This is a genomic window from Vreelandella sp. H-I2 (assembly GCF_052959335.1).
Genome location: NZ_JBRAMC010000012.1, coordinates 26547 through 53359 on the forward strand (window position 1 = coordinate 26547; position 26813 = coordinate 53359).

21 protein-coding genes are annotated in these 26813 nt (G+C 53.9%); 5 read left to right on the forward strand and 16 right to left on the reverse strand.

Features of this window, described 5'->3' with window-relative positions:
- Positions 1–636: 636 nt before the first annotated feature.
- Positions 637–4002, forward strand: a complete 3366-nt coding sequence (gene rne / locus ACUVOF_RS21195) for a ribonuclease E (RefSeq protein ID WP_447046209.1) — start codon at positions 637–639, stop codon at positions 4000–4002.
- A gap of 106 nt (positions 4003–4108) precedes the next feature.
- Here the strand turns inward: rne and murB are convergent, their stop codons facing one another.
- From murB to ACUVOF_RS21230, 7 genes are read right to left on the reverse strand one after another with little or no spacing between them, the layout of a single operon-like run.
- Positions 4109–5128: a UDP-N-acetylmuramate dehydrogenase gene (gene murB, locus ACUVOF_RS21200; protein ID WP_447046210.1), complete on the reverse strand. Its 1020-nt coding sequence runs from the start codon at positions 5126–5128 to the stop codon at positions 4109–4111.
- Between the two features lie 10 nt (positions 5129–5138).
- Entirely contained in the window at positions 5139–5603 is a 465-nt protein-coding gene (locus ACUVOF_RS21205) for a low molecular weight protein-tyrosine-phosphatase (RefSeq protein WP_447046211.1), read from the reverse strand.
- A 20-nt stretch (positions 5604–5623) separates the two neighbouring features.
- The gene (gene kdsB / locus ACUVOF_RS21210) at positions 5624–6427 is read right to left on the reverse strand and encodes a 3-deoxy-manno-octulosonate cytidylyltransferase (RefSeq protein WP_447046212.1); all 804 of its coding nucleotides are present in this window, start codon (positions 6425–6427) and stop codon (positions 5624–5626) included.
- Positions 6427–6660, reverse strand: coding sequence for a Trm112 family protein (locus ACUVOF_RS21215; RefSeq protein ID WP_447046213.1), 234 nt, complete (start codon positions 6658–6660; stop codon positions 6427–6429). The genes kdsB and ACUVOF_RS21215 overlap by 1 nt, the downstream gene beginning before the upstream one ends.
- A gap of 12 nt (positions 6661–6672) precedes the next feature.
- On the reverse strand, positions 6673–7716 hold the full coding sequence (gene lpxK, locus ACUVOF_RS21220) for a tetraacyldisaccharide 4'-kinase (protein WP_447046214.1): 1044 nt from the start codon (positions 7714–7716) through the stop codon (positions 6673–6675).
- A complete protein-coding gene (gene msbA / locus ACUVOF_RS21225; protein ID WP_447046215.1) occupies positions 7713–9449 on the reverse strand; it encodes a lipid A export permease/ATP-binding protein MsbA in 1737 nt (578 codons plus the stop codon). The genes lpxK and msbA overlap by 4 nt, the downstream gene beginning before the upstream one ends.
- 56 nt (positions 9450–9505) lie before the next feature.
- Positions 9506–11773: a DNA internalization-related competence protein ComEC/Rec2 gene (locus ACUVOF_RS21230; RefSeq protein WP_447046216.1), complete on the reverse strand. Its 2268-nt coding sequence runs from the start codon at positions 11771–11773 to the stop codon at positions 9506–9508.
- 97 nt (positions 11774–11870) lie between these two features.
- Between ACUVOF_RS21230 and ACUVOF_RS21235 the strand changes: the two genes are divergently transcribed.
- The gene (locus tag ACUVOF_RS21235; RefSeq protein WP_447046217.1) at positions 11871–12422 is read left to right on the forward strand and encodes a DUF2062 domain-containing protein; all 552 of its coding nucleotides are present in this window, start codon (positions 11871–11873) and stop codon (positions 12420–12422) included.
- A gap of 34 nt (positions 12423–12456) precedes the next feature.
- On the opposite strand, the gene ACUVOF_RS21240 is transcribed toward ACUVOF_RS21235, so the two are convergent.
- Both ACUVOF_RS21240 and ACUVOF_RS21245 read right to left on the reverse strand, forming a co-directional pair.
- On the reverse strand, positions 12457–13182 hold the full coding sequence (locus ACUVOF_RS21240) for an ABC transporter ATP-binding protein (RefSeq protein ID WP_447046218.1): 726 nt from the start codon (positions 13180–13182) through the stop codon (positions 12457–12459).
- A 25-nt stretch (positions 13183–13207) separates the two neighbouring features.
- Complete coding sequence (locus ACUVOF_RS21245; protein WP_113268141.1) at positions 13208–14449, reverse strand: lipoprotein-releasing ABC transporter permease subunit; 1242 nt, start codon at positions 14447–14449, stop codon at positions 13208–13210.
- 234 nt (positions 14450–14683) lie between these two features.
- Here ACUVOF_RS21245 and ACUVOF_RS21250 point away from each other — a divergent pair, with 234 nt between their 5' ends.
- Positions 14684–15757 carry an agmatine deiminase family protein gene (locus ACUVOF_RS21250; RefSeq protein ID WP_447046244.1) on the forward strand — a complete coding sequence of 358 codons (1074 nt, stop codon included), beginning with the start codon at positions 14684–14686 and terminating at the stop codon, positions 15755–15757.
- A gap of 14 nt (positions 15758–15771) precedes the next feature.
- The gene (locus ACUVOF_RS21255; protein WP_447046219.1) at positions 15772–16686 is read left to right on the forward strand and encodes a carbon-nitrogen hydrolase; all 915 of its coding nucleotides are present in this window, start codon (positions 15772–15774) and stop codon (positions 16684–16686) included.
- A gap of 108 nt (positions 16687–16794) precedes the next feature.
- On the opposite strand, the gene ACUVOF_RS21260 is transcribed toward ACUVOF_RS21255, so the two are convergent.
- The 4 genes from ACUVOF_RS21260 to ACUVOF_RS21275 all read right to left on the reverse strand — a co-directional run bounded on the left by ACUVOF_RS21260 (position 16795) and on the right by ACUVOF_RS21275 (position 22330).
- Positions 16795–17751: a Nudix family hydrolase gene (locus ACUVOF_RS21260; RefSeq protein WP_447046220.1), complete on the reverse strand. Its 957-nt coding sequence runs from the start codon at positions 17749–17751 to the stop codon at positions 16795–16797.
- A gap of 104 nt (positions 17752–17855) precedes the next feature.
- Positions 17856–19085 (reverse strand): bifunctional glutamate N-acetyltransferase/amino-acid acetyltransferase ArgJ, encoded by a 1230-nt coding sequence (argJ, locus tag ACUVOF_RS21265; protein ID WP_447046221.1) that lies wholly within the window; start codon positions 19083–19085, stop codon positions 17856–17858.
- 55 nt (positions 19086–19140) lie between these two features.
- The gene (secA, locus tag ACUVOF_RS21270) at positions 19141–21873 is read right to left on the reverse strand and encodes a preprotein translocase subunit SecA (protein WP_447046222.1); all 2733 of its coding nucleotides are present in this window, start codon (positions 21871–21873) and stop codon (positions 19141–19143) included.
- A 94-nt stretch (positions 21874–21967) separates the two neighbouring features.
- On the reverse strand, positions 21968–22330 hold the full coding sequence (locus ACUVOF_RS21275) for a hypothetical protein (protein WP_447046223.1): 363 nt from the start codon (positions 22328–22330) through the stop codon (positions 21968–21970).
- Positions 22331–22441: 111 nt separating this feature from the next.
- Between ACUVOF_RS21275 and ACUVOF_RS21280 the strand changes: the two genes are divergently transcribed.
- Positions 22442–22906, forward strand: a complete 465-nt coding sequence (locus ACUVOF_RS21280; RefSeq protein ID WP_447046224.1) for a DUF721 domain-containing protein — start codon at positions 22442–22444, stop codon at positions 22904–22906.
- Between the two features lie 164 nt (positions 22907–23070).
- Here ACUVOF_RS21280 and lpxC read toward each other — a convergent pair whose 3' ends face one another.
- The 3 genes from lpxC to ftsA form a co-directional block, all read right to left on the reverse strand.
- A complete protein-coding gene (gene lpxC / locus ACUVOF_RS21285) occupies positions 23071–23982 on the reverse strand; it encodes a UDP-3-O-acyl-N-acetylglucosamine deacetylase (protein ID WP_113268148.1) in 912 nt (303 codons plus the stop codon).
- Between the two features lie 134 nt (positions 23983–24116).
- A complete protein-coding gene (gene ftsZ / locus ACUVOF_RS21290) occupies positions 24117–25295 on the reverse strand; it encodes a cell division protein FtsZ (RefSeq protein ID WP_447046225.1) in 1179 nt (392 codons plus the stop codon).
- A gap of 34 nt (positions 25296–25329) precedes the next feature.
- Positions 25330–26619 (reverse strand): cell division protein FtsA, encoded by a 1290-nt coding sequence (ftsA, locus tag ACUVOF_RS21295; protein ID WP_447046226.1) that lies wholly within the window; start codon positions 26617–26619, stop codon positions 25330–25332.
- Positions 26620–26813 lie beyond the last annotated feature (194 nt).

A 26813-nucleotide genomic window follows, 5' to 3' on the forward strand; every position in this document is an offset into this window, starting at 1 on the left:
TCTTTACTGTTATATTCCAAAGCGTCCACCAGCCAAGTGCAGAATGCTTTCTCGTCTAGCGTTAGCGACTAGCTGATAACTAGCTACTCGGTTAAATTCGGTAGCAGAAAGCGTCATCACTGAGCTCGGTTAATGCGCCTGCCCGACTAACACGCAGGCCTGGACACGAAAAACGGCACCAGTGTACGCATTGCCCGTTTTTTTTAGCACCAAATCTGATCTTAAAAATGCAGTAACTCTGCCGGCCGTTTTATGCCGACAGATGTAAGTAAGCCTGGCCCTCAACGGCAGGCAGTAACGAAACAACGCCACGCCCTGAGCAGCCCCTCCTTTCTCGTCACAAGGCGCTGGCTGACTCCGGGCGACAAGTTCAACGCTGTGCCGGTGGCCGGCGTTGGTGAATCGATGAATGCCAGGTGTCGGCGGTGTCAGCAGGGCCGGATGGATGTGACAATCACCGGAACACGTCCTGCCTCCGCCACGTACTCAACGCCTTACTGGCCGGGTTGGCGATGACGCATTCCCGGCTTGACGCGTCAGCATTGCAATGCGCCGAGCACAAGCACGCAGCACCCAGCGGTTCGCCTACGTCACCCCATAGGCAGTTCGCCGGCACGCAACGCTATGCGAGACAACATGAAACGGATGCTTATTAATGCGACACAGCCTGAAGAGCTGCGCGTCGCCTTAGTTGATGGACAACGCCTGTACGATCTAGATATCGAATCCGGCGCTCGAGAACAGAAAAAAGCCAATATTTATCGCGGCAAAATCACCCGTGTAGAGCCCTCTCTTGAAGCTGCGTTTGTCGATTACGGCGCTGACCGCCACGGTTTTTTGCCGCTCAAAGAGATCTCTAAAGAGTACTTTGTCAAAGACGTTTCCGGACGTCCGAGCATTAGAGAAGTACTTAAGGAAGGCCAAGAAGTCATCGTTCAGGTTGACAAAGAAGAGCGTGGCAATAAGGGCGCTGCGCTAACCACCTTTGTCAGTCTGGCGGGCCGCTTCTTGGTATTGATGCCTAACAACCCGCGGGCGGGGGGTATTTCGCGTCGCATCGAAGGCGACGAGCGCAGTCAGCTCAAAGATGCCATGGGTCAATTAACCGTACCCGACAAAATGGGCCTGATCGTACGCACCGCAGGTATTGGTCGCAATCCAGAGGAACTGCAGTGGGACTTGGATTATCTGGTCCAAGTGTGGGAGTCAATTACCACTGAAGCCGCCAAACGCCCTGCTCCGTTCCTGATCTATCGTGAATCCAATGTCATCATTCGCGCTATGCGCGACTACCTGCGCCAGGACATCGGCGAGGTATTGATTGATAGCCCTGAGATTCATGCTGAGGCACTGGGCTTTATTCGCCAAGTCATGCCCTCCTATCAGCAAAAGATCAAACTTTACGCGGACGAAGTCCCGCTGTTCTCGCGCTTCCAGATCGAATCGCAAATTGAGACCGCCTATCAGCGCGAAGTGAAGTTGCCTTCTGGCGGCTCGATCGTGATTGACCATACGGAAGCCCTGGTCTCTATCGATATCAACTCCGCGCGTGCCACCCGCGGCAGTGATATCGAAGAAACGGCATTGCAAACCAACTCTGAAGCCGCCGATGAGATCGCACGCCAGCTGCGCCTGCGCGATATCGGCGGCTTAGTCGTAATCGACTTCATCGACATGGGGCCAGCGCGCAACCAGCGTGAAGTTGAAAACCGCATGCGCGATGCGCTTAAATTGGATCGCGCTCGGGTACAAATTGGCCGTATCTCACGCTTTGGCTTGATGGAAATGTCTCGCCAGCGTCTACGCCCCTCTCTGGGTGAAACCAGCGGCGTGGTCTGCCCCCGCTGTAATGGCCAGGGCACCATTCGCGATGTGCGTTCGCTCTCGCTCTCCATCATGCGCCTGATTGAAGAAGAGGCCATGAAAGAGAATAGCGCGCAGATCCGCGCCATCCTGCCGGTACCGGTAGCGACTTACCTGCTGAACGAAAAACGTAGCGTGCTGGCGGATCTAGAATCTCGCCAGGGTGTGCGCGTCGTACTGCTGCCCAACCCTGATATGGACACGCCGCACTACGATGTTCAGCGCTTGCGCGACGATCATCTGGATGAAGATGATACCCAAAGCCTTTCAAGCTTTGAACTCTCCACCGATACGGAAGTAGGCAAAGAACCAACACCTAACTTTGTGCCTCCCGCTCAACGGGCCGAAGCCGCCGTTAAGAGCGTTACGCACAACGCGCCTGCACCAGCATCGCTGCAAACCGAAGAGAAAGCACCTGCCGCGTCCCCAGCGCCTGCGGCGAAAGCAACACCGGCGAGCAGCGAGCAACCCAGCGTCATCGGCCGCTTTATCCGTGGCTTCGCCAAGTTGCTAGGCAGCGACGAAAGTAGTGCCGAAGCTACGCCAGAGCGCAAAGTAGAAACCCCAGCGCCGCGCAAATCGAGCGAGCGTAAAACTAATCAGCGCAGCAGCGAGTCGCGGCAGAAACCGTCACGTGGCGAGCGCGGCGAAACCACCAGCCGTAACGAACGCAGTGACAACAGTGCTCGATCGGAGCAAAAAACCGAGCAAAAGAGCGATCAGCGCACTACCGCTCAGCGTGCCGCCAATGAGGACAGTAACGACAAACGCAGTGGCCCTAGCCGCACCCGTAACCGTCGTCGTCATCCTCAGCAAGAGGATAGCAATGGCCAAGAGCCGGCCAATAAAGCGCCTCGCAAAGAGATGCAGACGGACAGCCCTGCCAAAGATAACGCTGGCAAAGACAGCTCGGCGAAAGAAAAAGAGAGCAAAAACGCAGCGCAAAAAGAACCGCGCCGCGATAGCAGCCGTGACAATCAGCGTAATGAAGCGGTCAATCATACTGAGACCAAAGATGACGGCAAGCCTAAGCGTACGCGTAACAACCCCCGTAACCGCACACGTACCCAGGCTATCAATCCTCAGGCAGAAGCTGAGCAGTTAAAATTGCAGGCCGAAGCACCGAGTGAAGCACCAGAAGCGGTAACACAGCCGGGTGAAATGTCTGCTGATGCAGCTCCAAATTCCAAAGTACCTAACAGTGCTGACATAACGAGCCCTACAGAAACGTCTGAAAAAGCGGACAACGCCACAACGGCAGACCGGCCTGTGGCAGACAACGCAAAGGCAAGTAAGTCGACGCATCAGCGCCGTCATCCTAAAGTAGCGCCAGACGCAGCGCCGGAGACAGCTGTTGCCACCGACGTGGAAAAAGAGGCCGTTTCAAAGCCCCGCGAACCGGAATCAACAGCTAACGATGAGCCAATGGAAACGCCAACCACTGGCTCAACTGAAGCTGATTCCGAAGAGAACGAGACTAAGACTCTGTTATCTGAAGCGAAGACAGAGCCAGCAGCAACTGATCAGGTGTCCGATAGTCAACCACCAGCCAGTGATAGCGAGTCGGTAACACCTGAAGCCATCGAGCCGCCTGCGGGCAACATTGTGGATCCTGCGGCGAGTATCGATGAGGCCGCCTCTCCGGCTGCTTTGGAAACTGAGGATACGCATCAAAGTAGCGAAGAGCGCCAGCCCGAAACACCCGCGAGCGCTCAAGAAGCTCACCAGGAACCAGCAACCCCAAGCGATTCTAAGAGCGTCGCCGCGACTCCTTCAGTTGAAGAGCCCTCCAACAGCGAGCCGAAGCAAGAAGCAGCGGGAAAAGGCGATGAGCCAAAGAACGTCGAAAAGAGTAACGATGAAGAAAGTAGCGTTAAAGAAGGTAGCGTTGAACTGAATAGTACTGAAGAGAATAGTACTGAAGAAAAAAGCACTGAAAAGAGTAGCGACGAACGAGTAATGACTGAAGCCCCTGCTACCGAAGCAGCGCCTCAGCTCGCTCAGCCGATCGCCAGTGAAACGCCCGCTGAAGACGCAGTAACTGAAGACGCGCCTAAACCGCGGCGGCGTCGCACCCGGGCCCACAATGACCCGCGTGAGAAACGTAAGCAGGCACAGCAAGACACCTACTCAGAGTAATTCGGGCACGTGTGTTGCATGTGTTGAATAGCAAAATCCCCGCTTAGGCGGGGATTTTGTCTTTTAGCAGGTGCATTTTAAACAACAGCAGAAGCGGCCAATATAGCTACGGATTAACTAACCGCGGCTCGGGCTCCAGCCGAACGCCAAAGCGTGATGCAACCTGGTCAACGATATAGTTCGCTGTTTTCAGCAAGCCATGGCGATCACCACCGCCAAAATGTACCAGCACCAGCGCTTGATGCTGGTGCACACCAAAGACGCCATCCCGCATTCCTTTCAAGCCACACTGGTCAATTAACCAACCCGCCGCCAGCTTTGTTTGCCCTTTTCCCTGGGGAAAGTGAGGCATCGTGGGATACCGACGCAGCAGCCGCGTCACCTGCTGATCATCCACCAGGGGGTTCTTGAAAAAACTCCCTGCATTGGCAAGCAACTCAGGATCAGGCAGCTTCTCGCGCCGAATGGCACATACCGCGTTGGCGACTGCTAGCGGTGTAGGTGAATTGGCTAGTCGCTCAGCAAGATCACCGTAACCGAGCTGCGGAGCTGGCGTGCGCGACAAACGCAACACCAATTGGGTGATCACCACCCTATCAGCCAGCTCGCGTTTAAAGATACTGTCGCGGTACCCCAGCTTGCATTGCTGGGCGTCAAGCCAATCGACACGTCCTGTTGCAAGCTCCATTACCTGCACCGCTTGCAGCGTATCGGCAAGCTCAGCGCCATAGGCGCCTATATTTTGCACCGGCGCAGCCCCGCAACTACCAGGAATCAATGCTAGATTCTCAATTCCCCATAGTCCTCGATCAGCAGTTGCCATTACCAAAGCGTGCCAATTGACCCCAGCACCCACGTGGACAAACACATGGCCCTTTGAATATCTTTGTTGAGCGGTCAGCCACCATTGATCCAACGCTGGCCGCACTACCAAGCCCGGCAAGTGATCAGGCAGCAGTACATTGCTGCCACCGCCGAGTATCGTGGTAGGCCATCCCTGCTGGCGTGCCTGAGCGAGTATAGCGCGCAGCGCTGATAAGGTAGCTGGCGCCGCAAAATGCTCGGCTTTGCAGGGTAGCCGCAGTGTGTTAGCAAGCGCTAGATCAACATCGGTTTGCAGATTCAAAGCCGCCACCTCAGCGCTCACGTTTAAGATGCTGAACGAGCCCTGCTGATGCAGCTTCGATTAAATTCAAAACGTTTTCAAAACCTTCTTCACCGCCATAGTACGGATCCGGCACCTCAGCACCCGACATACCGGCAAAATCTAAAAACAGACCAACGTAGGCTTGGCTGTTAGCGGGTTTTAGGCCGCGAATGGCACGTACATTATCCTGATCCATGCCCAGCACGTAATCATACTCAGCAAAATCCTGCTCGCTTAGCTGACGAGCACATAGGCTGCTTAAATCGATACCACGACATAATGCAGCCTGTTGAGCTCGTGCGTCCGGTGCTTTGCCCACATGCCAGCTGCCAACGCCACAGGAGTCTATCTCAATATCATCGGCCATCCCCGCTTGCTCGACAGCGCGACGGAAAACACCTTCGGCGGTGGGTGAGCGGCAAATATTTCCCAAACATACAAATAACACTTTCACAGCGGCGCTCCTTGAGTCCTTTAACGACTGGGCTGAGCAAGTAGCGTCCGCACACGCGCTAAATCCTCGGCGGTGTCTACACCGGCAGGATTTACTTCGCAGGCCAACGCCACTTGAATAGCGTGACCATTCTGTAATGCACGCAATTGCTCAAGCTGCTCAAGTTGCTCAAGGCTTGAGGCTGGCCAATCGCGGTAGGCTGCCAGAAAACCGGCCCTGTAAGCATATAAACCAATATGTCTCAGCCAGGCATCGGTCGCCAGTAGCGTGGGCGACTCTTTGAACTGTTCGCGATCCCAAGGAATCGGTGCACGGGAGAAATACAACGCTCGACCTTGCAGGGAGCGCACCACCTTGACCACGTTGGGGTTAAACAATGTTTCAACGTTATTGATAGGTTCCGCTAGCGTCGCTATCGAAGCCTCAGGATCATCGGCTAGGCGCAGGGCTACTTGATCAATCAAGGCGGGTGGGATCAGAGGTTCATCGCCTTGGACATTGACCAACAGCGCATCATTCGCCAACGTCAGAATGTCGGCTACTTCAGCTAAACGGTCAGTGCCCGATGGGTGATCATCTCGGGTCATGATCACTTCGGCGCCGTAAGGCAACATAGCATCACGAATGCGGCTATCGTCTGTCGCCACTACGACTCGGCTAGCGTGGCTTTGACAAGCGCGCCGCCATACGTGAGCGACCATCGGCTCCCCAGCAATTTCAAGCAGTGGCTTGCCGGGCAACCGGGTGGAGCCGTAGCGCGCGGGTACGACTACCGTAAAGTCAGGCACCGTGGGAACAGACGCCATGGAGTCGGGGAAAACCATTAAGTGTCTCCGATGTGACCTGGAGAACGTCCTGGTGAACGTCCCGGAGAGCTAGGCAGCTTTTCATCGGCATCCATCGCGCGGGCCTCTTCCGGCAACATGACAGGAATGCCCTCTTGAATGGGGTAGGCTAAGCCATCGTAGTGACAACGCAGTTCTTGAGCCTCGCGGTCGTATTTCAGCTTACCGTTACACAACGGGCAAACCAGCATTGCCAGTAGTTCCTTATCCATGCGGTATCTCCTTTAGGAAATTGCTGACAGCCGCGCTGCCAGCCAATACTCAAATTCAGGTGGAAGGGCCGCTTCTACCTCTAGTACCCAGCTATCGGGCGGCGCCAGGGCGTTACACTTAACGGCGTCTTTGGCGGTCATAATCACTGGGCGAGGCTCTGCAAAGTTTAGCGCGTCAGCACCGTACTGCTGGTGATCCGCGAGCGGATGCCAGTCGCCCTTGATACCCAATGTAGAAAGCGTGCGAAAAAAGCGCTCAGGGTTTCCAATACCCGCTACTGCATGCACCGGCAGCGTAAACGGCAGTGGCACAAGGGGAAAACGCACACCATCTTTCAAGCGGCGCCAGCACTGCGGTGCTAACTGCATAGATGTAGCAGAAGCGACAGGCAACGCGTGCTGTAAATCGCCATTGACGACCACGGCATCGACTCGATGCAGCCGACTAGGCGACTCTCTTAGCGGCCCTGCAGGTAAGCAACGTCCATTACCAAGACCTCGGGCACCATCCACGACTAACAATTCTATATCACGGGACAACGCCAAGTGCTGCAAGCCGTCATCGCTGAGGATAATATTGCACCCCATCTCTACTAACGCCTGAACACCGCGCACACGCTTGGGGTCCGCCACCACGGGTAACCCCGTCTGCTGTGCCAGCATTAGCGGCTCATCGCCACTTTCGGACACGTTGGTGCTGGCGGTAACAAATAGTGGGTAACTGGACGCTTTACCGCCATAACCGCGAGTCACGATACCCGGCGACCAGCCTTGCGCCACCAACCAACGAGCCAACCACGCTACCAGCGGCGATTTACCTGTGCCACCGAGGGTAATATTACCCACCACGATAACCGGCACCGGCGCCTTCCAGATAGCTTTATTGCCGCTTCGGTATGCCTGCTCTCTTCGCGCCATGACCCATTGGTAAAGTGCACCCAAGGGTTTCAGCGGCAACAGCCAGCGGCTGCCTTGATAAGCGCCTTTAAGCCAGCGTGCTGACAAAGTTCTCTCTGCCTCCGCTCTGTTTGACAGGTTTCGCTCTAACCAGATCATAGCGCTTCTTGAAACTGGAGCTGGTATAGCGCCGCATAGGCGCCACCGGCATCCAACAGCGACTGATGAGAACCCTCTTCAATAATGCGCCCTTGGTCCATCACCACAATCCTGTCAGCCCGCTCAATAGTAGATAAGCGGTGGGCAATAACCAGCGTGGTCCGTCCTTCACAGACACGCTCAAGTGCTTTTTGAATATAGCGCTCGGATTCAGTATCCAGCGCAGAAGTAGCCTCATCCAGCACCAATAGCGGCGCATCCTTAAAAATCGCTCGTGCAATCGCCAGCCGTTGGCGTTGCCCGCCGGAGAGCATCACACCATTTTCGCCCACGGTAGTGGCATACCCATTGGGAAGCTTGTCGATAAATTCATGCGCATAGGCAGCTTTAGCCGCCGCTTTAACAGCCTCGAGATCAGGATTGGCGATCCCGTAGGCAATGTTATCGGCAATTGAGGCGTTAAATAGCGTCACTTGCTGTGACACTAATGCAATCTGTTGGCGCAGCGGACCCAGGGCATACTCATCGATATTGATACCATCAATGGTGATACGACCTTGGCTAGGCCGGTAGAAACGCGGCAACAGGCTGACCAGAGTGGATTTTCCACTTCCCGAACGGCCAACTATCGCCACCAACTCACCCGGCGCCAAGCGCAAGTTGATATCATGCAGCACGTCGGGCTGTTCGTCGGTATAGCGGAAGCTCACTTGGTCAATGACCACTTCGCCGCTTAAGCGGCTTGCGATGCGCTTGCCATTGTCCTGCTCAGGCGTTGTATCAAGCAGCCCGAAAAGCTCTGTTGCTGCCGCCAATCCTTTCTGGATTTCACCATTAATTTCGGTTAATTGACGCACCGGCTTAATCATGAGTGCTGCAGCGGTAATAAAGGCGACAAACTCCCCGGGCGTCATACTCGCCATTAACGAAGGCGCCATTGCCAGCCATACCAATAAGGCCATGGAAATGGCTACGAGCATCAGAATCACTGGAGAGCTGACTGCTCGTGTCATCGCCTCTTTCATACTTTGACGACGGTTTTCTTCACTCACCTTCTCAAAGCGCTGTTTTTCATAGTTTTCAGCACCATGGGTGCGTACTACTCTGTAGCCAGACAACGCTTCCGACGCAATATGGGTGACATCGCCCATAGAGTGCTGAATGCGCTTGGAGATCCGCCTAAAGCGTTTACTAACATAGCTCACCACCACGGCAATAATCGGAGTCACGCCCAAAAAAAGCAGCGTTAACATCCAATTGGTCCAGAGTAGATAAAGCACTAACCCGACCACAAACAGGCCTTCACGAAGAATAATCGTTACCGCCTTGGTGGCAGCCCCGGCGACTTGCTCAACATGATAGGTCACTCGTGATACCAGTTGACCGCTAGAGTGGTGGTCAAAAAACCGGCCGGGCAGATGGAGAAGATGGGCAAACACATCGCAGCGCAGAGTATGAATGACATAACGGCCCACATAGGCCATAAAATAAGTGCTTAGAAAAGTACCCAACCCTCGGGCAGAGAACATAATAATCACAAATAATGGCAGCAATAACCGAAAGGCTGCGTCTGGGTTTTGAATGCCGTCAATAAGACGCTTCATCATTTCCGCCAGAGCGGTACTCGACGCGGCATAGACCACAAACCCAATCACCGCCAGCCCAAAGGCACGCCAATGCGGCTTTACATAACCCAACAACCGTTTGTAGATAACCCAACCTGAATCAGTCACACGCGCTCCTGGCAATAGTGTGCAGTGCGCTGAATTCTACCTTATGGCGCCACGCTTCAACACCGGTTACGTTGTCCTGGCAGTTGTCGCGTCGTTTTGATTTCAATGAAATCGCCTGCGTCTAGACTAAAACGCAGTGCTCCATCCTGTGCCGTGCTCCATAAACAGCTCCCTTGTTGACGAAAACGGCGCACGACGGCGTCCACTGGATGCTGAAAAGGATTACTTTGCCCAGCGCTAAATATGACATGCTTAGGCATGGCATGACGCACAAACTGAATGCCTGAACTGGTGCCGCTGCCATGGTGCCCTGCCACCAGCGCATTAATGGGCAAACCTACTTCGCGCAGAAAGCGTCGCTCTATGTCGGCACTCACATCCCCTGTAATCAGCAATCGCTGTTCGCCGACACTCACTTCCAACACGCAGGAACGATCATTAGCAGATAGCGTATTCTCACCGGCAGGTGGCCATAAGAATCGATAGCTAACCCCATCACGCTGCCATGACTGACCACGCTGACAAGCAACACTGGGAACTGGCAGCGCTTCACCCGCTGGAGCTGTCCACTGACTAACCCGATGGTTGGCAAGCAACGCATCCACACCCCCCGCATGGTCATTATCGCCGTGACTAACAATCACCTGATCAAACTGCTGTACCGGCGACCAAAGCGTCTCTAGCGGCATAAAGCCACTGCGAAATTGCGGCCCAGTATCGTAAAGAAGGCGATAATGCTCACTGCGCAGTTCTATCAATTGCCCCTGTCCTACGTCATATACATTAACGCTCACCGTGCTACGCGAGCTAGGCGGCGAAAGCGACCAAAAAGGAAGGGCTAGAACCAGCAAGGTAGAGGCCAGCCTCAATCCTGGTAATACACTAGGCAGCCCCCAGCTCAAGGACATCAACAACAAAGCGAGGGCTAGCGGCATCGTCAGCAACCGGTCGGGCTCCCACAATGGCCAATGCTGTACAGAGATCGTCAGCAGCAGGTGGAAAATGCTAAGCGATGCCTCAAATAGCCACCAAATCGCTCCACCTAAAAAAGGGAACGGCGCTAGCAACCACCCCAACAGGGCGGTGGGTACCATCACCGAGCTCACCCAGGGCACTGCGACTAAATTGATCAACGGCGCGGCGGGCGCTACTCGCCCAAACGCAACCAACACGGCGGCAGCCATTAACGGTGCTAGTAGCAATTGCGACCTAACCAGCGCCCAGCACCAGCCTTTTATTCCCTGAGGGCGCCGTCGCCCCTGCCAAATTATAATCAGCCATGCCACGGCTAAAAATGACAACCACATTCCCGGCCGCCATAGCGCCAATGGATCAACTATGAGTACCAATGCAATGGCTAGCCACCAAGCCTGCCATGGCCCCGGTGCATGTCGACCACTCAGCACCCATAAACCAATCAGCGTCATTACCATAGCCCGCATAGCCGGTGGCGCCATCCCGGCAAGAGTGGCATAACTGACACACGCGATGGCCGCCAACCACCATGGCCAGGTGCGCATTCGCCAGTTGGTGGGTGTCGTTAAACGAGCTCCCAGCTTGGCTAGTATCAGTACAAACGATGCCACCAACCCAACGTGCAAGCCTGAAATCACGACCAGGTGTGTGGTGCCGGTCGCATTCAATAATGACCAATCGTCCTGGGTGAGCTGCTCGCTATCCCCTAACGTTAGCGCTGCCAGCCAGCGTTTCGTGCGTTCGTCAAACGCCTGTTGGGCTAAGAAGTCCAGCCCAAGCTGGCGAAGCGAAGGGCCGGTGGAAGAGAGCCGAACCGGCGGAGGATCCTGGCGTAAGTAGCCAGTCGCATGGATTCCCTCGCGCCACAGCCATTGCTCATAATCGAATGTACCCGGATTGGCAAAGCCGCTCGGAGGACGCAAACGCAGCGTCATACGCCACTGTTCACCGGGCTGGAATCGATTATCACCATAAGCGGTTATGCGCACATTAGCGAGTGCAGAGCAACTCGGCCGTTGGGCCGGGGCTTGGCAATGATCAACGGCTAATAGCAGCCGCGTTGCGCCCCCTGCTGGTTGGGCGGTCAACACGCTTGCCTCAACAACTACATCTTCACCGCTTAACCCCGCCGGTAAACGGCTCGTCCATTCACGCTGCACGCCAGCAAACACCCATAGACCAATCAACAGCCATACGCCTAGGCGTGGCCGCCAGCCGAGGACAAGTAAAGCAGCCACCAACACCCACCCAAACGCATTAGATGTCATGCCTGCAGTGTGGCTATACCACGCGAAGCCCCCTCCAGTGAAAGCCGCTAAAGCAGCCGGCATGGCGACACCTAACCGCATAGGACCCTCCCTGGCGAACGTTCATTGATGGCCTAGCATAGCCGAAGGGCAACGCTATATGGATAATGGGCAACATTGATAGGCAAGAGTATCCGCCATGCCGCGCCGGTTCCTGCAGCGCTACATGCCCAAACCCGACACCATCAGGAAACAGCGCTCGCTACGGTTTATGGCGCCGCTGATTGCCGATCCGGGTTTGTGGCTTTTAACTCGCCGAAGCGTTGCGAATGCGTTTAGCGTGGGCGTGTTTTGTGCCATGCTCCCCATCCCTTTTCAGATGGTGGTGGCTGCGCTGGGTGCTCGCCTAACGCGCTGCAATTTAGCCCTATCGGTAGGTTTGGTATGGATTACCAACCCCCTAACGATGCCACTGATTTTTTACAGCAATTACCGAATTGGCACGTTCATACTCGGCGCCCCAGTGCGGGAAGCACCCTCGCGCATTTCGACACGCTGGCTGGCCGAGCAGATGCACGACATTATGCCGCCACTCATCATTGGCTCACTTGTAACAGGCATTATCGTCGCCATCGTCGCCAATATTGGCGTTCGCCTGATTTGGCGCTGGCATGTCTCACACCATTGGAAACGCCGCCGCCAAAAACGTCGGCAGCGGCGTGCTCAAATCGAAGCAGAATTCGACAATTAAGCTTGTTGGCGAGATTAAAGGTTCAGCCTAATGATTAAAGCGCTGGCATTTGCTCAACCAATTTACCTGCATCCAGCTTAAGAACGCGATCTTGATGAGCAGCAAGACCTACATCGTGGGTTACAATCACAAACGCACAGGCACTCTCTTTGGCCAGTTCGTCCATTAGCGCCAAAATAGTCGCTGCAGTGGTCTGATCGAGGTTGCCTGTAGGCTCATCCATTAATACCAAGCTGGGATCGGTGACCAATGCCCGGGCTATCGCCACTCGCTGACGCTCCCCACCGGATAATTCACCAGGCTTATGATCCGCCCGAGGCTGCATACCTACCCGCTCAAGTATTTGCATCGCGCGCTGCTCTGCCACCTTTTTCGATTGGCCACGAATAATTAACGGTAATGCGGCATTTTCCAGTGCGGTAAATTCTGCCAACAAATGGTGAAATTGGTACACGAAGCCGATATAGCGGTTCCGAAAACGGCCCAACGCGGCTTCATTCAAACCTGACAGTCGCTGACCGGCGATAACCACACTGCCTTCACTGGGGCGGTCAAGACCGCCCAGCAGGTTGAGTAGTGTCGTTTTACCAGAACCCGAGCTGCCTACGATAGCGACCCGCTCCCCGGCGCGCACCTGCAAATGGAGCTTATCCAGTACTGTCAGATCCTGGGGGCCTTCGCTGTAGGTTCGTGTCAACGACTGGCAATCGAGCATGATGGCCGCTTCTACTGTATTTTTAGACACTGTATTCGTAGACATCATGTCATCCTTATTCCTAAAGCCATTATTCATAGCGCAATACATCCGCTGGCTGAACCTTTGCCGCCCGCCAAGCGGGATAGAGCGTGGACAGGAACGTCAAACCAAAGGCAGCCAAGACGATACGACTGACATCATTCCACTGCAGTCGAGAAGGCAGATCGCTAATGAAATATACCCCGGCATCTAAGAACTGAATGCCCAATGTTCCTTCGACCCAACCGATCAAATCAGCCACGGTCAGTGCTAGCAACACCCCTACCGCCACACCAATGGCTATACCGATCAGTCCGATAGCCATCCCTTGAACAATAAAAATGCCCATAATCGAGCGCGGTGTAGCGCCGATGGTGCGTAGAATGGCGATATCGGCGCGCTTATCAGTGACCACCATGACCAATGTCGAAACGATGTTAAATGCCGCTACGGCGATAATCACGGTTAGCAACAGCGCAATCATGCGCTTTTCCATTTGAATCGCCTGGAATAGATTGCCTTGCGTATATGTCCAGTCGCTCCCACGGTACCCAGGACCAAGCTCATTGAGAATCGACTGAGTTTCGCTACTGGCGGCAAACAAATCATCCATCTGCAGGCGAAGCCCACCCACCGCATCGCCTAACCGGGCGAGGGTCTGCATATCTTCAATATTGGCATAAGCTAAATTAGCGTCCAGCTCCGCACCGACGCTGAAAATACCGCTGACGGTAAAACGCTTTAAGCGCGGGAAAACACCGGCGGGAGTAATCGATGCTTCAGGAACCAATAGCGTTACTCGGTCTCCCACACCAACGCCTAAGTTTCGCGCCAGCATCGAACCAAGCACTACATGCCACTCACCGGGAACCAGATCCTCGAGCTCGCCTTGGATCATATGCTCGCCTATAATCGAGACTCGGTCTTCCCAATCAGGGTTAATGCCGTTCACCATGGCACCCTGATTACGCCCACCTACAGAGAACATGCCTTGCTGCTCTACAAAGGGCGCTGCACCGATAACATGCTCGCGTTGCATTAACTCTTCAGCCAATGCCTGCCATTCGACCATCCCTTCCCGGGACTCGATTTTGGCGTGTGGGACCATGCCTAAAATGCGTGTACGCAACTCATGATCGAAGCCATTCATCACCGATAACACCAGAATAAGTACGGCGACTCCCAACATTAACCCCAGCATCGAGGTAAGCGAAATAAACGAAATAAAGTGGTTCCGGCGTTTAGCGCGCACGTAGCGCAGCCCCACCAGAAAAGGCAAACGATCAAGCATGGCGTCATTCCTTATTAATAAGCGCTCATGGTACGGTTTTTTTAGTGTCTCTGCATGTTCAAACGGCCATTAGAGCAGCCAGGCACTGCGAGCGTTCAGATTAAAACGTTACGCTTGCAACTTGCCCAGCCACCGCCTACATTGCGCCGATTTACAATTTCCTCTGGGAAAGCCCTCTTTACTAAGCGTTGTTTAGTTTTTAATTCAACAAAGGCGTTCATGACGTTGGCAACTATGACTTATCGTCTGCTACCCGAATGGTATCCGCAAGACGGCATACAATTGACTTGGCCACGCCATGACGGCGATTGGGCCCCATTACTCGCACGTATTGAGGCTACACTCGAGCGTATCGTGATGGCCACCACACGTTTTCAGCGGGCGTTGATCTGCGTGCCCGATGAGCTAACACGACAGCGCTTGGCAGCTACGTTTGAGGCCTACGGCGTACCCGCTTCACGGCTGCAGCTTATTGTCGCACCCACCGATGACACCTGGGCGAGAGACCATGGACCGATCAGTGTCATCGACGAAAAAGGCCAGATGGTGATACTTGATTACACCTTTACCGGTTGGGGCGGTAAATTTCCCGCAGAGCGCGATAATCAACTTACCCAAAGGCTTGCCGATGCAGGGGCTTGGGCATGTCCAGTGGCCCCACGAGACCTGATATTAGAAGGCGGCGGTATCGAAACCGACGGTGAAGGCACCCTGCTCACCACCGAAGCATGCCTGCTTAACTCCAACCGTAATCCCACTCTATCCAGAGCACAGATAGAAGCTCAGCTTGGTGAGGATTTCGGGGTTGACCGCGTACTGTGGCTGTCCAACGGCCATTTAGAAGGCGATGACACCGATAGTCATATTGATACTCTGGCACGCTTTTGTGATCCGAGTACTATTGCCTACGTTCGCTGTGATGATCCTAACGATCCCCACTATTCGGCACTGGCGGCCATGGAGCAAGAGTTACAGGCGTTTCGTCAGCGCAACGGTGACCCTTACCGGCTTATCGCGTTGCCTTGGCCTCAAGCCTGTTTTGATCCGGATGATGGTCACCGCCTGCCAGCGACTTACGCCAACTTCTTGATTATCAACCAGGCCGTGCTGGTCCCTACTTACGGCGACCCGGCGGATGTCACTGCACTGCATGCGCTAGCAAATGCGTTTCCCGAGCACATGCTGATCCCGATTGAGTGCGCGAGCGTTATTCGCCAACACGGCAGCCTGCACTGCTTAACCATGCAGCTTCCACAAGGCACGCTTGCTCAAGGCGCGCCTGCCCAACGCTCAGGCGATACTGACTGAATAAAGGAGCCATTATGTCGATTAAACCTAGTTCGAGGCTAACCGTCGGTGTGGTGCAGCAACCCGCTTGGCCGGACAAAGCTCAAAGCCTGTCAGCAAGCGAAGAAGGTATCCGCAGTGCTGCTGAGCAAGGCGCCCAACTGATACTGCTTCAGGAACTGCACGCCACCCACTACTTTTGCCAATACGAAGATCCCGCGTTATTTGATTTAGCAGAGCCACTCGATGGCCCTACCGGTCAACGCCTCGCGGCACTCGCCAAAGAGTTGGATATTGTCCTGGTAGGATCGCTATTTGAGCGTCGCGCGCCGGGTCTCTACCACAATACCGCCGTGGTTTATGACGGCGCCAAAGGGCGTGTTGGGCAATACCGTAAAATGCACATCCCCGATGATCCGGGTTTTTATGAGAAGTTTTACTTTACGCCAGGCGATCACGACAGCGCCCGCGGGGAAGGCTTTACCCCGATAGAGACGTCTTTAGGCCGACTTGGAGTTTTGGTCTGCTGGGATCAGTGGTATCCCGAAGCTGCCCGTTTGATGGCACTGGCCGGTGCCGATTTACTGCTCTACCCCACCGCGATCGGCTGGGACCCTAACGACGATGCCGCAGAAAAAACACGCCAGAAAGATGCCTGGACGGTGATTCAGCGCGCCCACGGCGTCGCCAACGGTTTACCGGTGCTCGCGGCCAACCGGGTGGGCTTTGAAGCGGATCACTCCGGCGTTGGTGATGGCATTCAGTTCTGGGGTGGCAGCTTTATCTGTGGACCTCAAGGGGAGCTATTGGCCCATGCGGGAGAAGAAACAGAGCAGTTAGTGGTACAAATTGATATGGCGCGCAGTGAAAATACCCGACGCATCTGGCCCTATCTCCGTGATCGCCGAGTCGACGCCTACGGAGACTTAACTCGCCGTTACCGTGACTAAGCTTGCCTAAAAAAGTGACTCCAAGAAAATAAAACGCCTGCCTAGGAAATACCCAGGCAGGCGTTTTTCACTGCATGCCGTTCTTTTTATACGATCTGGCTTGGCGTGTTACTTCCAGAAATCGCGAATAGAAGCGATACCTTGGGCACCCACGGCACGCGCATGATTGGCATCAAATCGCGTCATGCCACCGAGTGCAAACACCGGCATACCGGCACGCTCAACCAACTGTTGAAAATCATGCCAACCGAGCGGAGAGACTTCGGGATGCGACGGGGTGGTTCGCAGCGGCGATAAGCTGACAAAATCGCAGCCTAACACTGCTGCCTGAGTTAGTTGTGTTTGGTTATGCGTCGATGCAGAAAGCCACTTGTTTTCAGCTATTGGGCGACGTTCAAGCTGCATTAAACGCTCACTGGTTAAATGAATGCCATCGGCGTCAATGTGATCAAGAAGCGTAGGCTCGCCATTAAGCAGCAGTCGTGCACCGTGTTCACGGCACAGACTCAGGGCACGCTGGGCACGGGCCAGGTAAGCAGCCTCATCCAACTGCTTGGCACGCAGTTGCACCAAACGAATCTTGTCTTCGCGTAACGCACGCTCAAGAAACGCATCAAAACGCGCCTCATCGGCCTCTTCGCCGGTAATCAGATACTCGGTGGGTAACCTTACCGCCCGTAGGATAGGTAAATTAGCCGCCGGGAAGGGATAGTTTGAGAGCTCACTCATCGGTACCCAGCGCACCGCCTGTCCTTCACGCCCAAAAGGCTCACCGGCAAACTCGTGCACTTGCCATACATCGAGCAGGATATGCTTGTCTGGATACTCATGGTGGACGCGAATCAGTGGCTGGGCGCAAACGATTTCAATGCCCAATTCTTCGTGCAACTCGCGCTTCAAGCCCTCAAGACCGGTTTCATAAGGAGCCAGCTTGCCACCGGGAAATTCCCACAACCCGCCGTGATCAACGTTTGACGGCCGACGAGCAATCAGTACTTGCTGTTGATCGGCGCTGATAATCGCAGCTGCTGCGACGTGAACCCGTCGTTTTACCTTTACACTCATTACGTCTTTATCCACTGTGTGCGCACCGACATCGCTTGCGTCGGTGCTATCTCGCTGCGTATGCCCTTTACCACGGCCAGTAGACGCCCTCGATAGGGCGATGGCTAGCTGCGGTAATCCGCGTTGATGGACACATAGTCATGGGAGAGGTCCGACGTCCATACCGTGGCACTTTCTTCGCCCCGCCCCAAGTTAATGCGTATGGTAATTTCTGGCTGCGCCATGACAGCACTTCCCGCCGCTTCGGTATAACCGGCAGCGCGACCACCGTGCTCGACCAAGCGTACATCGCCTAGATCTATCACTACCCGGTTGACGTCGAAATCACTCACCGGCGCCCGTCCGACAGCCGCCAAAATACGCCCCCAATTAGCATCAGACGCATAAAGCGCTGTTTTGACCAACGGTGAGTGAGCGACCGTGAACGCTACATCCAACGCCTCTTGACGGCTTTTCGCTTCGCCCACCTGAAGGGTGACGAACTTGGTCGCCCCTTCCGCGTCGCGAATAATCGCTTGCGCCAGCTCGGTCATTACCTGCTGCAAGGCGTTACTGAACACGGCAATCTGCTCATCATTCACGATCTTCGGGCCGGTGCCGGTCGCCGCTAGCATGCATGCGTCGTTGGTAGAGGTGTCACTGTCTACCGTAATGCAGTTAAATGAGCGATCTACGGTTTCTCGTAACAGTCGGTCAAGCAGTGGCGTTTCTATCATCGCATCGGTCACCACAAACCCCAACATGGTCGCCATATTGGGCTTAATCATGCCCGACCCTTTTGCAATGCCGCTAATAGTCAGCGGTTGGTCACCAATTTCCAGCGTCACGGTGGCACCTTTAGCGCGAGTATCGGTGGTTAAAATACCCTGGCCTGCCTCTTGCCAAGCAACCGCGTCGCTGGCCAAGCTTCCAAGCGCTGGCGCTAAACCCGCCAACAGACGATCCATCGGCAGCGGTTCACCAATCACGCCGGTTGAAAACGGCAGCACCTCTTCGACTGATACCCCAGCCTGTTTGGCAAGCTCAGCGCAGCTTGCTCGTGCATCACGCAAGCCAGCCTCGCCAGTGCCCGCGTTAGCATTGCCAGTATTGATCAGCCAAAAGCGTGGCGAACGATTTTCTGCACGACACTGCTCTAGGTGCTGTTTCGCCACTATGACGGGCGCTGCGCAAAATGCATTGAGGGTAAAAACCCCCGACACTGTCGCTGTATCGGGCAACTCGATTACCACCACATCACGGCGATCCGGCTTTTTGATACCCGCCATTGCAACCCCAAGGCGCACCCCCTTAAGGGGTGGCAACTCTGGAAAGGGAATGTTTCCCACCGCCATGATTCTCTCCTGTAGGCAGACGCTTAGTCAGATGTCATCTCAGACATGATCGTCGTTAGCTTAATTTTCCACAGCACTGCTTATATTTTTTACCCGAGCCACAAGAACAGGGGTCGTTACGACCAACTTTAGGGCCTTCGCGGCGCATCGGACGCCCATCAATACCCGGTGCTGCTTGATCACTCTCGGATGGCTCCTGGGCTGGGGCGTCGTGTCGGCTGGCCGCTGTAGCGGTTTCACGTTCCAACGCTTCACGACGTTGACGCTCAAGCGCATCGACTTCCTCAGGCTGGCGAACCTGAACATGGCTCAGAATCCGTGTTACATCTTCTTTAATATGCTCAAGCAAATGCTGGAAGAGCTCAAACGACTCACGCTTGTACTCCTGCTTGGGATTTTTCTGAGCATAGCCACGTAAGTGGATACCGCGGCGGAGATGATCCATCGACTGGAGATGCTCTTTCCAACGTGTGTCCAGCACTTGCAGCATTACTTGCTTCTCAAAACGACGAATCAGTTTCTCGCCTGCAGCTGCCACTTTCGCTGCATAGGCCTCACGATGCATTGTCTGCAGTCGCTCACGTAACTGCTCCTCGCTAAAGCGCTCATCCTCAGCGGCCCACTTAACCACAGGCGCATCAAGGTTGAACTCCGTTTTCAAGTGCGCTTCCAAACCAGGCAGATCCCACTGTTCGGGCAGGCTTTGGGGAGGCACATAATCACTTATTGCCGTCTCCATCACCTCCTCTCGGATACCGATGACGGCATCTGCGACATCATCTGCAGCAAGAATCTCGTTGCGCTGGTCATAGATCACTCGGCGCTGGTCGTTGGCAACATCATCATACTCAAGCAGTTGCTTACGAATATCGAAGTTACGACCCTCGACTTTCTTCTGGGCACGCTCAACGGCATTGGAAACCATTTTATGCTCAATGGCTTCACCGTGTTCAAGACCCAACGCTTGCATCAAGCGTTTCACACGATCAGAGCCAAACAGGCGCATCAGGCTGTCTTCGAGCGATAGGAAGAACCGGGTAGAGCCCGGGTCGCCCTGCCGGCCGGCACGGCCACGCAACTGATTATCGATACGCCGGGATTCGTGGCGTTCAGACCCCACCACATGCAAGCCGCCAGCAGCCAATACGGCATCATGACGCGCTTGCCATTCAGCTTTTAGCGCATCAATCTGCTCTTGGCTTGGGTTTTGCAACTTGGCCGACTCGGCCTCCCAGTTGCCCCCCAGTACAATGTCAGTACCCCGACCAGCCATATTAGTGGCGATAGTAATCGCCCCTGGACGACCAGCCTGGGCAATAATTTCGGCTTCGCTCTGGTGCTGCTTAGCGTTAAGCACGTTGAATACTAAGCCTGCCTCACGCATCAGTTTGGCGAGGTACTCCGATGTTTCGATAGAGGCAGTACCTACCAGAACCGGACGCCCGGCTTCAGTCTCGGTTTTGACATCTTTAATGATCGCTTCGTACTTTTCTTCAGCGCTTAAATAAACCAAATCATTCAGGTCTTTACGGGCCAAGGGCCGGTTGGTGGGAATAACCACCACATCGAGGCCGTAAATTTGACGAAACTCAAAGGCTTCAGTGTCCGCTGTACCGGTCATCCCAGCTAATTTTTCATACAGACGGAAATAGTTCTGGAAGGTGGTCGAGGCGAGCGTTTGGCTTTCTCGCTGTACCGTGACGCCTTCTTTGGCTTCGACAGCTTGGTGCAAACCTTCCGACCAGCGGCGCCCTGGCATGGAACGGCCAGTATGTTCATCGACGATCACCACCTGACCGTCAGACACGATGTAGTCGACATCACGGTTATAGAGATAGCGGGCGCGCAGTGCCGAGTGCATGTGTTGAAGCAAATTGAGGTTTTGCGCAGCATAGAGCGATTCATCATTGCCCAACAATCCTTCAGCGCGCATCAACTCTTCTACTTTATTGTGCCCCTGCTCCGTCAGCTCTACTTGTTTTTGTTTCTCGTCGACTAAAAAGTCACCCACAACCGTGGCTTCTTCATCTTCAACTTCTTCGCCTTTCTCAAGCTGCTGGGCCAGTTGATTAACCACTTTATATAGGTCGGTATTTTCGTCTACCGCGCCGGAAATAATCAGCGGCGTACGCGCCTCATCAATAAGAATCGAGTCAACTTCATCAACAATCGCAAAATGTAGGCCACGCTGCACTTTATCCTCTAACGAGAATGCCATGTTATCGCGCAGATAATCGAAGCCGAACTCGTTATTTGTGCCGTAGGTAATATCACATTGGTAAGCGTGGCGTTTCTCTTCACCCGTTTGGCCAGAGAAGATAACCCCAATGGTGAGGCCCAAGAACTCATACAGCGGGCGCATCCACTCAGCGTCGCGCCGAGCCAAGTAGTCATTCACCGTAACAACATGCACCCCCTTACCAGGCAGCGCATTCAGATATACCGCCAGCGTTGCGACCAGCGTTTTACCCTCACCTGTTTTCATTTCAGCGATACGACCACGGTGCAAGGTCATGCCACCCACCATCTGCACATCGAAGTGACGCATGCCCATGACGCGCTTACTGGCTTCACGAACGATTGCAAAGGCGGGAGCTAATAGCGCATCAAGGGACTCACCAGCCTCTAAACGCTCGCGCAGCTCAGCCGTTTTACCTTGTAATTCAGCATCACTAATTGCCTCAAACTCTGCCTCTAGCGCATTAATTTGCGGCACATTTTTGTGCATGCGCTTGACGTCGCGATCATTTTTAGAACCGACAACCTTACGTAATAAATTATTAAGCATGACATATCCAAGTATTCACGAGCGTCCTATCGAACGTTGCCCTTTACACTGGCCCTTTTCTGCGAGCCTTTTTCCTACCATAGTAGGGACAATACTAATGACCGAATTGATAGGAGGGCGGGCCGCGTTGGGTCAAAACATCTCGCGCCGCAACTAGCAGTGGCATCGGCGGTAGCCAGCTACTTAGGCGGCGTATAGGGGCAAATCGCCGAGGTGTTTGCATCCAGCGACGTAGAGCTCGGCGTCTTTTGGCAATCCAGTGCGATTGCGCACGTAAAACCGCGGGCACCCATAAGCAAATAGTGATGCTGCGTTCACCGTTGCGAAAAGCATCGGCGGGGCCTAAATTGCCGGGTAAAAGGCAGCTCACTAGCAGACCCGCCAGCCACCAACGCGCTATACCGTAGCGGCGCTGACGCCGTGGCAAAGCTGATTGGAAATCAAGCGTAGATGGCATGCTGTAGACCGGCTCCTGAGCGTGGTAAAGTTTACTAATCAGCCATCGGCGAAGGTAGCCGACGTCATTAGTAGTGGTGCCTAAAACAGCAGCACCCTAGGAATTAAGCGTATGAGTATAAAGGTTAAGCGTTCTCGCGCACAGCCCATCGCCCGCTTGCTCACCAACTCGGGTGATATTAATCAGTTAATGCGCCTTTCTCGTTTAATCGATCAGGCCCAACGACACCTGCGTGCTCATCTACCCGAAGAGATGCGTGAACATATTTTTGTCGGTGGTTTTCGCGAAGGTCGATTGACATTGATTAGCGGCCAAGCCAGTTGGTTAACGTGGTTGCGCTTTGAGCAGCGCCGCCTCTTAGACCTGCTACATCAACTGCCCGGCTTTGAGGGAGTAAACGGATTTACCTTCAAGGTACGTCCTGTGCGCCCTATTGTGGCACCACCACGCAACACACGTAACCTATCGGTAGATGCTGGCAAAACACTGGCGGAGTGTGCGGATGACACTACCAACCCGGCGCTAAAACGCGCTCTGGAACGGCTTGCGTCCCATGCCCGGCCATCTAATAAGTAATATTGTTTTTCCGCCAACAACTTTTTATTAAAGATCAATAGCTTATAACGAATAAAGCATCGCCTAAGCGATGCTTTATTTATGTTGACACACTGCTGAGAGTACTAGCAAGTTAGCAAACTGCTTACTTAATAAGCAGCGCCAATCACCAATGGATACTTAGACTATGCCATTGCAGGCGCAGCATAAGAAATTGGCGCTACCGCTTTTTCTTCTTCAAAGGTGACTATTTCGTAGGCATCTGGCTGCGCCATCAATTCACGGCAAAGCTGGTTGTTCAGGGCGTGTCCTGACTTCACGCCGCGAAACTCACCGATCAAGCTGTAGCCCAATTGATACAAATCGCCGATTGCATCCAAAACTTTATGCTTAACAAACTCGTCTTCATAGCGAAGACCACCTTCGTTAACGATTCGGTAATCATCAACCACAATGGCGTTGTCTAAACTTCCGCCTAACGCTAGGTTATTAGAGCGCAAAAATTCTAAGTCACGCATAAACCCAAAGGTACGTGCCCGTGACACTTCTTTAACAAAAGATGTGGTCGAAAAATCGATCAGTGCAGTTTGTTTTTGCTGGTCAAAAACAGGGTGATCAAAATCAATCGCAAAGGAAACCTTGAATCCTTGGTGAGGCAGGAACACAGCCTCTTTATCGCCATCGCTAACCGCTACGCGATGCTTAATACGAATGAATTTCTTCGCCGCATCCTGCTCTAAAATACCCGCCGATTGAATCAAAAACACGAACGGACTCGCACTCCCATCCATAATGGGTACTTCAGGTTCGCTAATGTCTACATAAGCATTATCAATACCCAGCCCGGCAAATGCTGACATTAGGTGCTCAACCGTTGCTACTTTTACCCCACTGAATGACAGTGCCGTGCACAGCTTGGTATCTTCAACCAATTCAGCACGCGCTGGCACATGCACAACAGGATCCAGATCGGTTCTAACAAATACAATCCCCGTATTGACGGGCGCCGGACGCAAAGCCAAGTGGACTTTTTTGCCAGAATGCAGACCCACGCCGGTGGCGCGAATGACGTTTTGTAGGGTGCGTTGTCTGATCATGGGTAGTAGTCGTACTCTCGTGACGGCGATGACCGTAGGAAAAAAGTTATCAAACAGTGTTCACTTTAACAGCAAACGAGCGTTTTAGCCAATAAAACGCTCGCTCGCTGAAGCCATGAACCGGATGCCGAGGATCAATCCGCCTGACGACGAAGAAAGGCAGGGATATCCAAATAGTCATCGGCTTCGGTAGCGCGACGCTTTTCAGGTCGAGGGTTCGCGGCAGCTTCGGGCGCTTCAGCTCGGGCTGTCGCCTGCTGACGCATAACGGTTGGTTGCTGCAACTTACGATAATCAGATGATGCTTCCGCCGCCGAACGACGCGCTGGCTCACGTGCGGCCGTTTTGGCTTTGTTACCGTCTAAGCCTGCAGCAACAACCGTGACGCGTAACTCGTCGGACATTTCCATATCAATGGAGGTGCCCACTACGATGGTAGCATCTGGCGACGCAAACTCTTGTACGGTAGCGCCGACATCATTGAACTCGCCGATCGACAAATCCGGACCAGCAGTGATGTTGACCAGGATGCCGCGTGCGCCATGAAGATCGATATCTTCCAGCAGCGGGCTGCGAATGGCTTTTTCGGCAGCTTCACGCGCGCGGTTTTCACCCGTCGCCCCGCCGGTGCCCATCATCGCCATGCCCATTTCAGACATAACGGTGCGTACATCGGCGAAGTCGACGTTGATGATACCGGGGCTGGTAATCAGCTCTGCAATTCCTTGAACCGCTCCCAATAGCACATCGTTAGCAGCACTAAACGCCGTTAGCAGCGTGGCATTTTTACCCAGCACCGACAACAGTTTTTCGTTGGGAATAGTAATCAGCGAATCGACGTGCTCAGAGAGCTCTTTCATGCCCTCTTCAGCCGCACGCATACGCTTCGGCCCCTCGAAGGGGAAGGGGCGCGTGACGACTGCGACAGTAAGAATACCTAATTCTTTGGCGACCTGAGCAACAACGGGCGCGCCTCCAGTGCCTGTACCACCGCCCATACCGGCAGTGATAAACACCATGTCGGCGCCTACCAGCAACTCCGCAATGCGCTCTCGGTCTTCCATTGCCGCTTGGCGACCTACCTCAGGATTGGCACCTGCGCCCAACCCTTTGGTAATTTCACTGCCTAGCTGTAACACGGTCTTCGCCGATACACGCTTAAGCGCCTGTGCATCCGTGTTAGCGCAGATAAACTCTACGCCTTCAATATTACTTTCGACCATGTGGTTAACAGCATTGCCGCCACCGCCGCCAACGCCAACCACTTTGATGACCGCACTGCTCGAGGGTGCGTTATCTACCAATTCGAACATAAGCCCCGTCTCCTGAACCGCGCTTGCGGCCCTGTCAGAAATTTCCTTTGAACCAGCCTTTCATTCTTGCTAGCGCCGAATAGTCTTCCTTGATATCACGCCGGGCAAGCTCATTGCGGCCCTTATGAGCTGCAACCACCCCCCCGTGGCTTTTAAGACCTTGCCCATGACGCGTTTCCTGCAAGGCATAATGCAGTAGACCAACGCCCGTCGCATAAATTGGGTTACGAACGACATCCGCCAAACCTCTTACATTCTGCGGACATGCGATACGAACAGGCATATGAAAAATCTCTTCCGCCAATTCGCTAACACCTTCCATGCGCGAGGTGCCACCCGTAAGCACTATCCCGGCAGCCACCATGTCTTCATAGCCACTACGGCGCAATTCATCTCGTACTAGCGTAAACAATTCTTCATAGCGTGGCTCTACCACCTCGGCAAGTGCTTGCCGTGATAGGTCACGCGCAGGACGATCGCCTACGCTAGGCACTTTGATCATTTCATCACTTGCCGCTAAATGGGTTAGCGCGCAAGCATATTTAACCTTTATCTCTTCAGCGTGCTGCGTTGGGGTACGCAATGCCATCGCAATATCGTTAGTGACTTGGTCACCGGCGATAGGGATAACTGCCGTGTGGCGAATCGCGCCTTCGCTGAAAATAGCCATATCAGTGGTGCCACCACCAATATCTACCATACAGACACCCAGCTCACGCTCATCTTCAGTTAGAACAGCCATACTTGAAGCAAGCTGCTCCAAAATAATAGCATCAACCTCCAATCCACAGCGGCGCACGCACTTTTCAATATTTTGCACTGCGTTTGAGGCAGCTGTCACCAAATGCACCTGGGCTTCCAAGCGCACACCGGACATACCTAGCGGTTCGCGAATGCCGCCTTGAGCATCGATCGAGAACTCCTGAGGCAGCACATGTAACACACGCTGTCCTTCAGAAATAGCACGCGCACGTGCCGAATCAATAACTCGCTCAATGTCGGAGGGAGTGACTTCGCGTTCTTTGATGGCCACTACGCCATCCGAGTTCATTGAACTAATATGACTACCGGCCACACCCACATATACCGAGTGAATATCACAGCCAGCCATCAACTCGGCTTCTTCAACAGCTCGCTGGATTGACTGCACTGTTGATTCAATATTGATCACGACGCCGCGCTTCATACCACGCGAAGGATGCGAGCCAATACCGGCAATTTCAATTCCGCCGTCATCGGTAGGTTGACCGACTATCGCGACGACCTTGGACGTTCCAATGTCCAGCCCGACCACCATATTGGATGCGTTAGGTGAGCCTGCCATGAGTCGGGAAATCTCCTTGCGTCATTGTTAAAAGTAACTATAAATAGGGTGACGTTTAATCCAACGCTTAACATTGAAAACGTGCTACCCAAAATAATCAGTGCTATTACCGAGACATTCGCCAAGTACAAATAGCCGAAATTAAAAACCATTTAACCCGCGACTAACCCATAGTATAGAAACAACAGCTTCAA

Excerpts from the sequence above, each read along its gene's own strand:
- rne (WP_447046209.1), top strand. The coding sequence starts at position 637 with ATGAAACGGATGCTTATTAATGCGACACAGCCTGAAGAGCTGCGCGTC.
- kdsB (WP_447046212.1), bottom strand. The coding sequence starts at position 6,427 with ATGGTTTTCCCCGACTCCATGGCGTCTGTTCCCACGGTGCCTGACTTT.
- ACUVOF_RS21215 (WP_447046213.1), bottom strand. The coding sequence starts at position 6,660 with ATGGATAAGGAACTACTGGCAATGCTGGTTTGCCCGTTGTGTAACGGT.
- lpxK (WP_447046214.1), bottom strand. The coding sequence starts at position 7,716 with ATGATCTGGTTAGAGCGAAACCTGTCAAACAGAGCGGAGGCAGAGAGA.
- ACUVOF_RS21230 (WP_447046216.1), bottom strand. The coding sequence starts at position 11,773 with ATGCGGTTAGGTGTCGCCATGCCGGCTGCTTTAGCGGCTTTCACTGGA.
- ACUVOF_RS21235 (WP_447046217.1), top strand. The coding sequence starts at position 11,871 with ATGCCGCGCCGGTTCCTGCAGCGCTACATGCCCAAACCCGACACCATC.
- ACUVOF_RS21240 (WP_447046218.1), bottom strand. The coding sequence starts at position 13,182 with ATGTCTACGAATACAGTGTCTAAAAATACAGTAGAAGCGGCCATCATG.
- ACUVOF_RS21245 (WP_113268141.1), bottom strand. The coding sequence starts at position 14,449 with ATGCTTGATCGTTTGCCTTTTCTGGTGGGGCTGCGCTACGTGCGCGCT.
- ACUVOF_RS21250 (WP_447046244.1), top strand. The coding sequence starts at position 14,684 with ATGACTTATCGTCTGCTACCCGAATGGTATCCGCAAGACGGCATACAA.
- ACUVOF_RS21255 (WP_447046219.1), top strand. The coding sequence starts at position 15,772 with ATGTCGATTAAACCTAGTTCGAGGCTAACCGTCGGTGTGGTGCAGCAA.
- ACUVOF_RS21260 (WP_447046220.1), bottom strand. The coding sequence starts at position 17,751 with ATGAGTGTAAAGGTAAAACGACGGGTTCACGTCGCAGCAGCTGCGATT.
- argJ (WP_447046221.1), bottom strand. The coding sequence starts at position 19,085 with ATGGCGGTGGGAAACATTCCCTTTCCAGAGTTGCCACCCCTTAAGGGG.
- secA (WP_447046222.1), bottom strand. The coding sequence starts at position 21,873 with ATGCTTAATAATTTATTACGTAAGGTTGTCGGTTCTAAAAATGATCGC.
- ACUVOF_RS21275 (WP_447046223.1), bottom strand. The coding sequence starts at position 22,330 with ATGCCATCTACGCTTGATTTCCAATCAGCTTTGCCACGGCGTCAGCGC.
- ACUVOF_RS21280 (WP_447046224.1), top strand. The coding sequence starts at position 22,442 with ATGAGTATAAAGGTTAAGCGTTCTCGCGCACAGCCCATCGCCCGCTTG.
- lpxC (WP_113268148.1), bottom strand. The coding sequence starts at position 23,982 with ATGATCAGACAACGCACCCTACAAAACGTCATTCGCGCCACCGGCGTG.
- ftsZ (WP_447046225.1), bottom strand. The coding sequence starts at position 25,295 with ATGTTCGAATTGGTAGATAACGCACCCTCGAGCAGTGCGGTCATCAAA.
- ftsA (WP_447046226.1), bottom strand. The coding sequence starts at position 26,619 with ATGGCAGGCTCACCTAACGCATCCAATATGGTGGTCGGGCTGGACATT.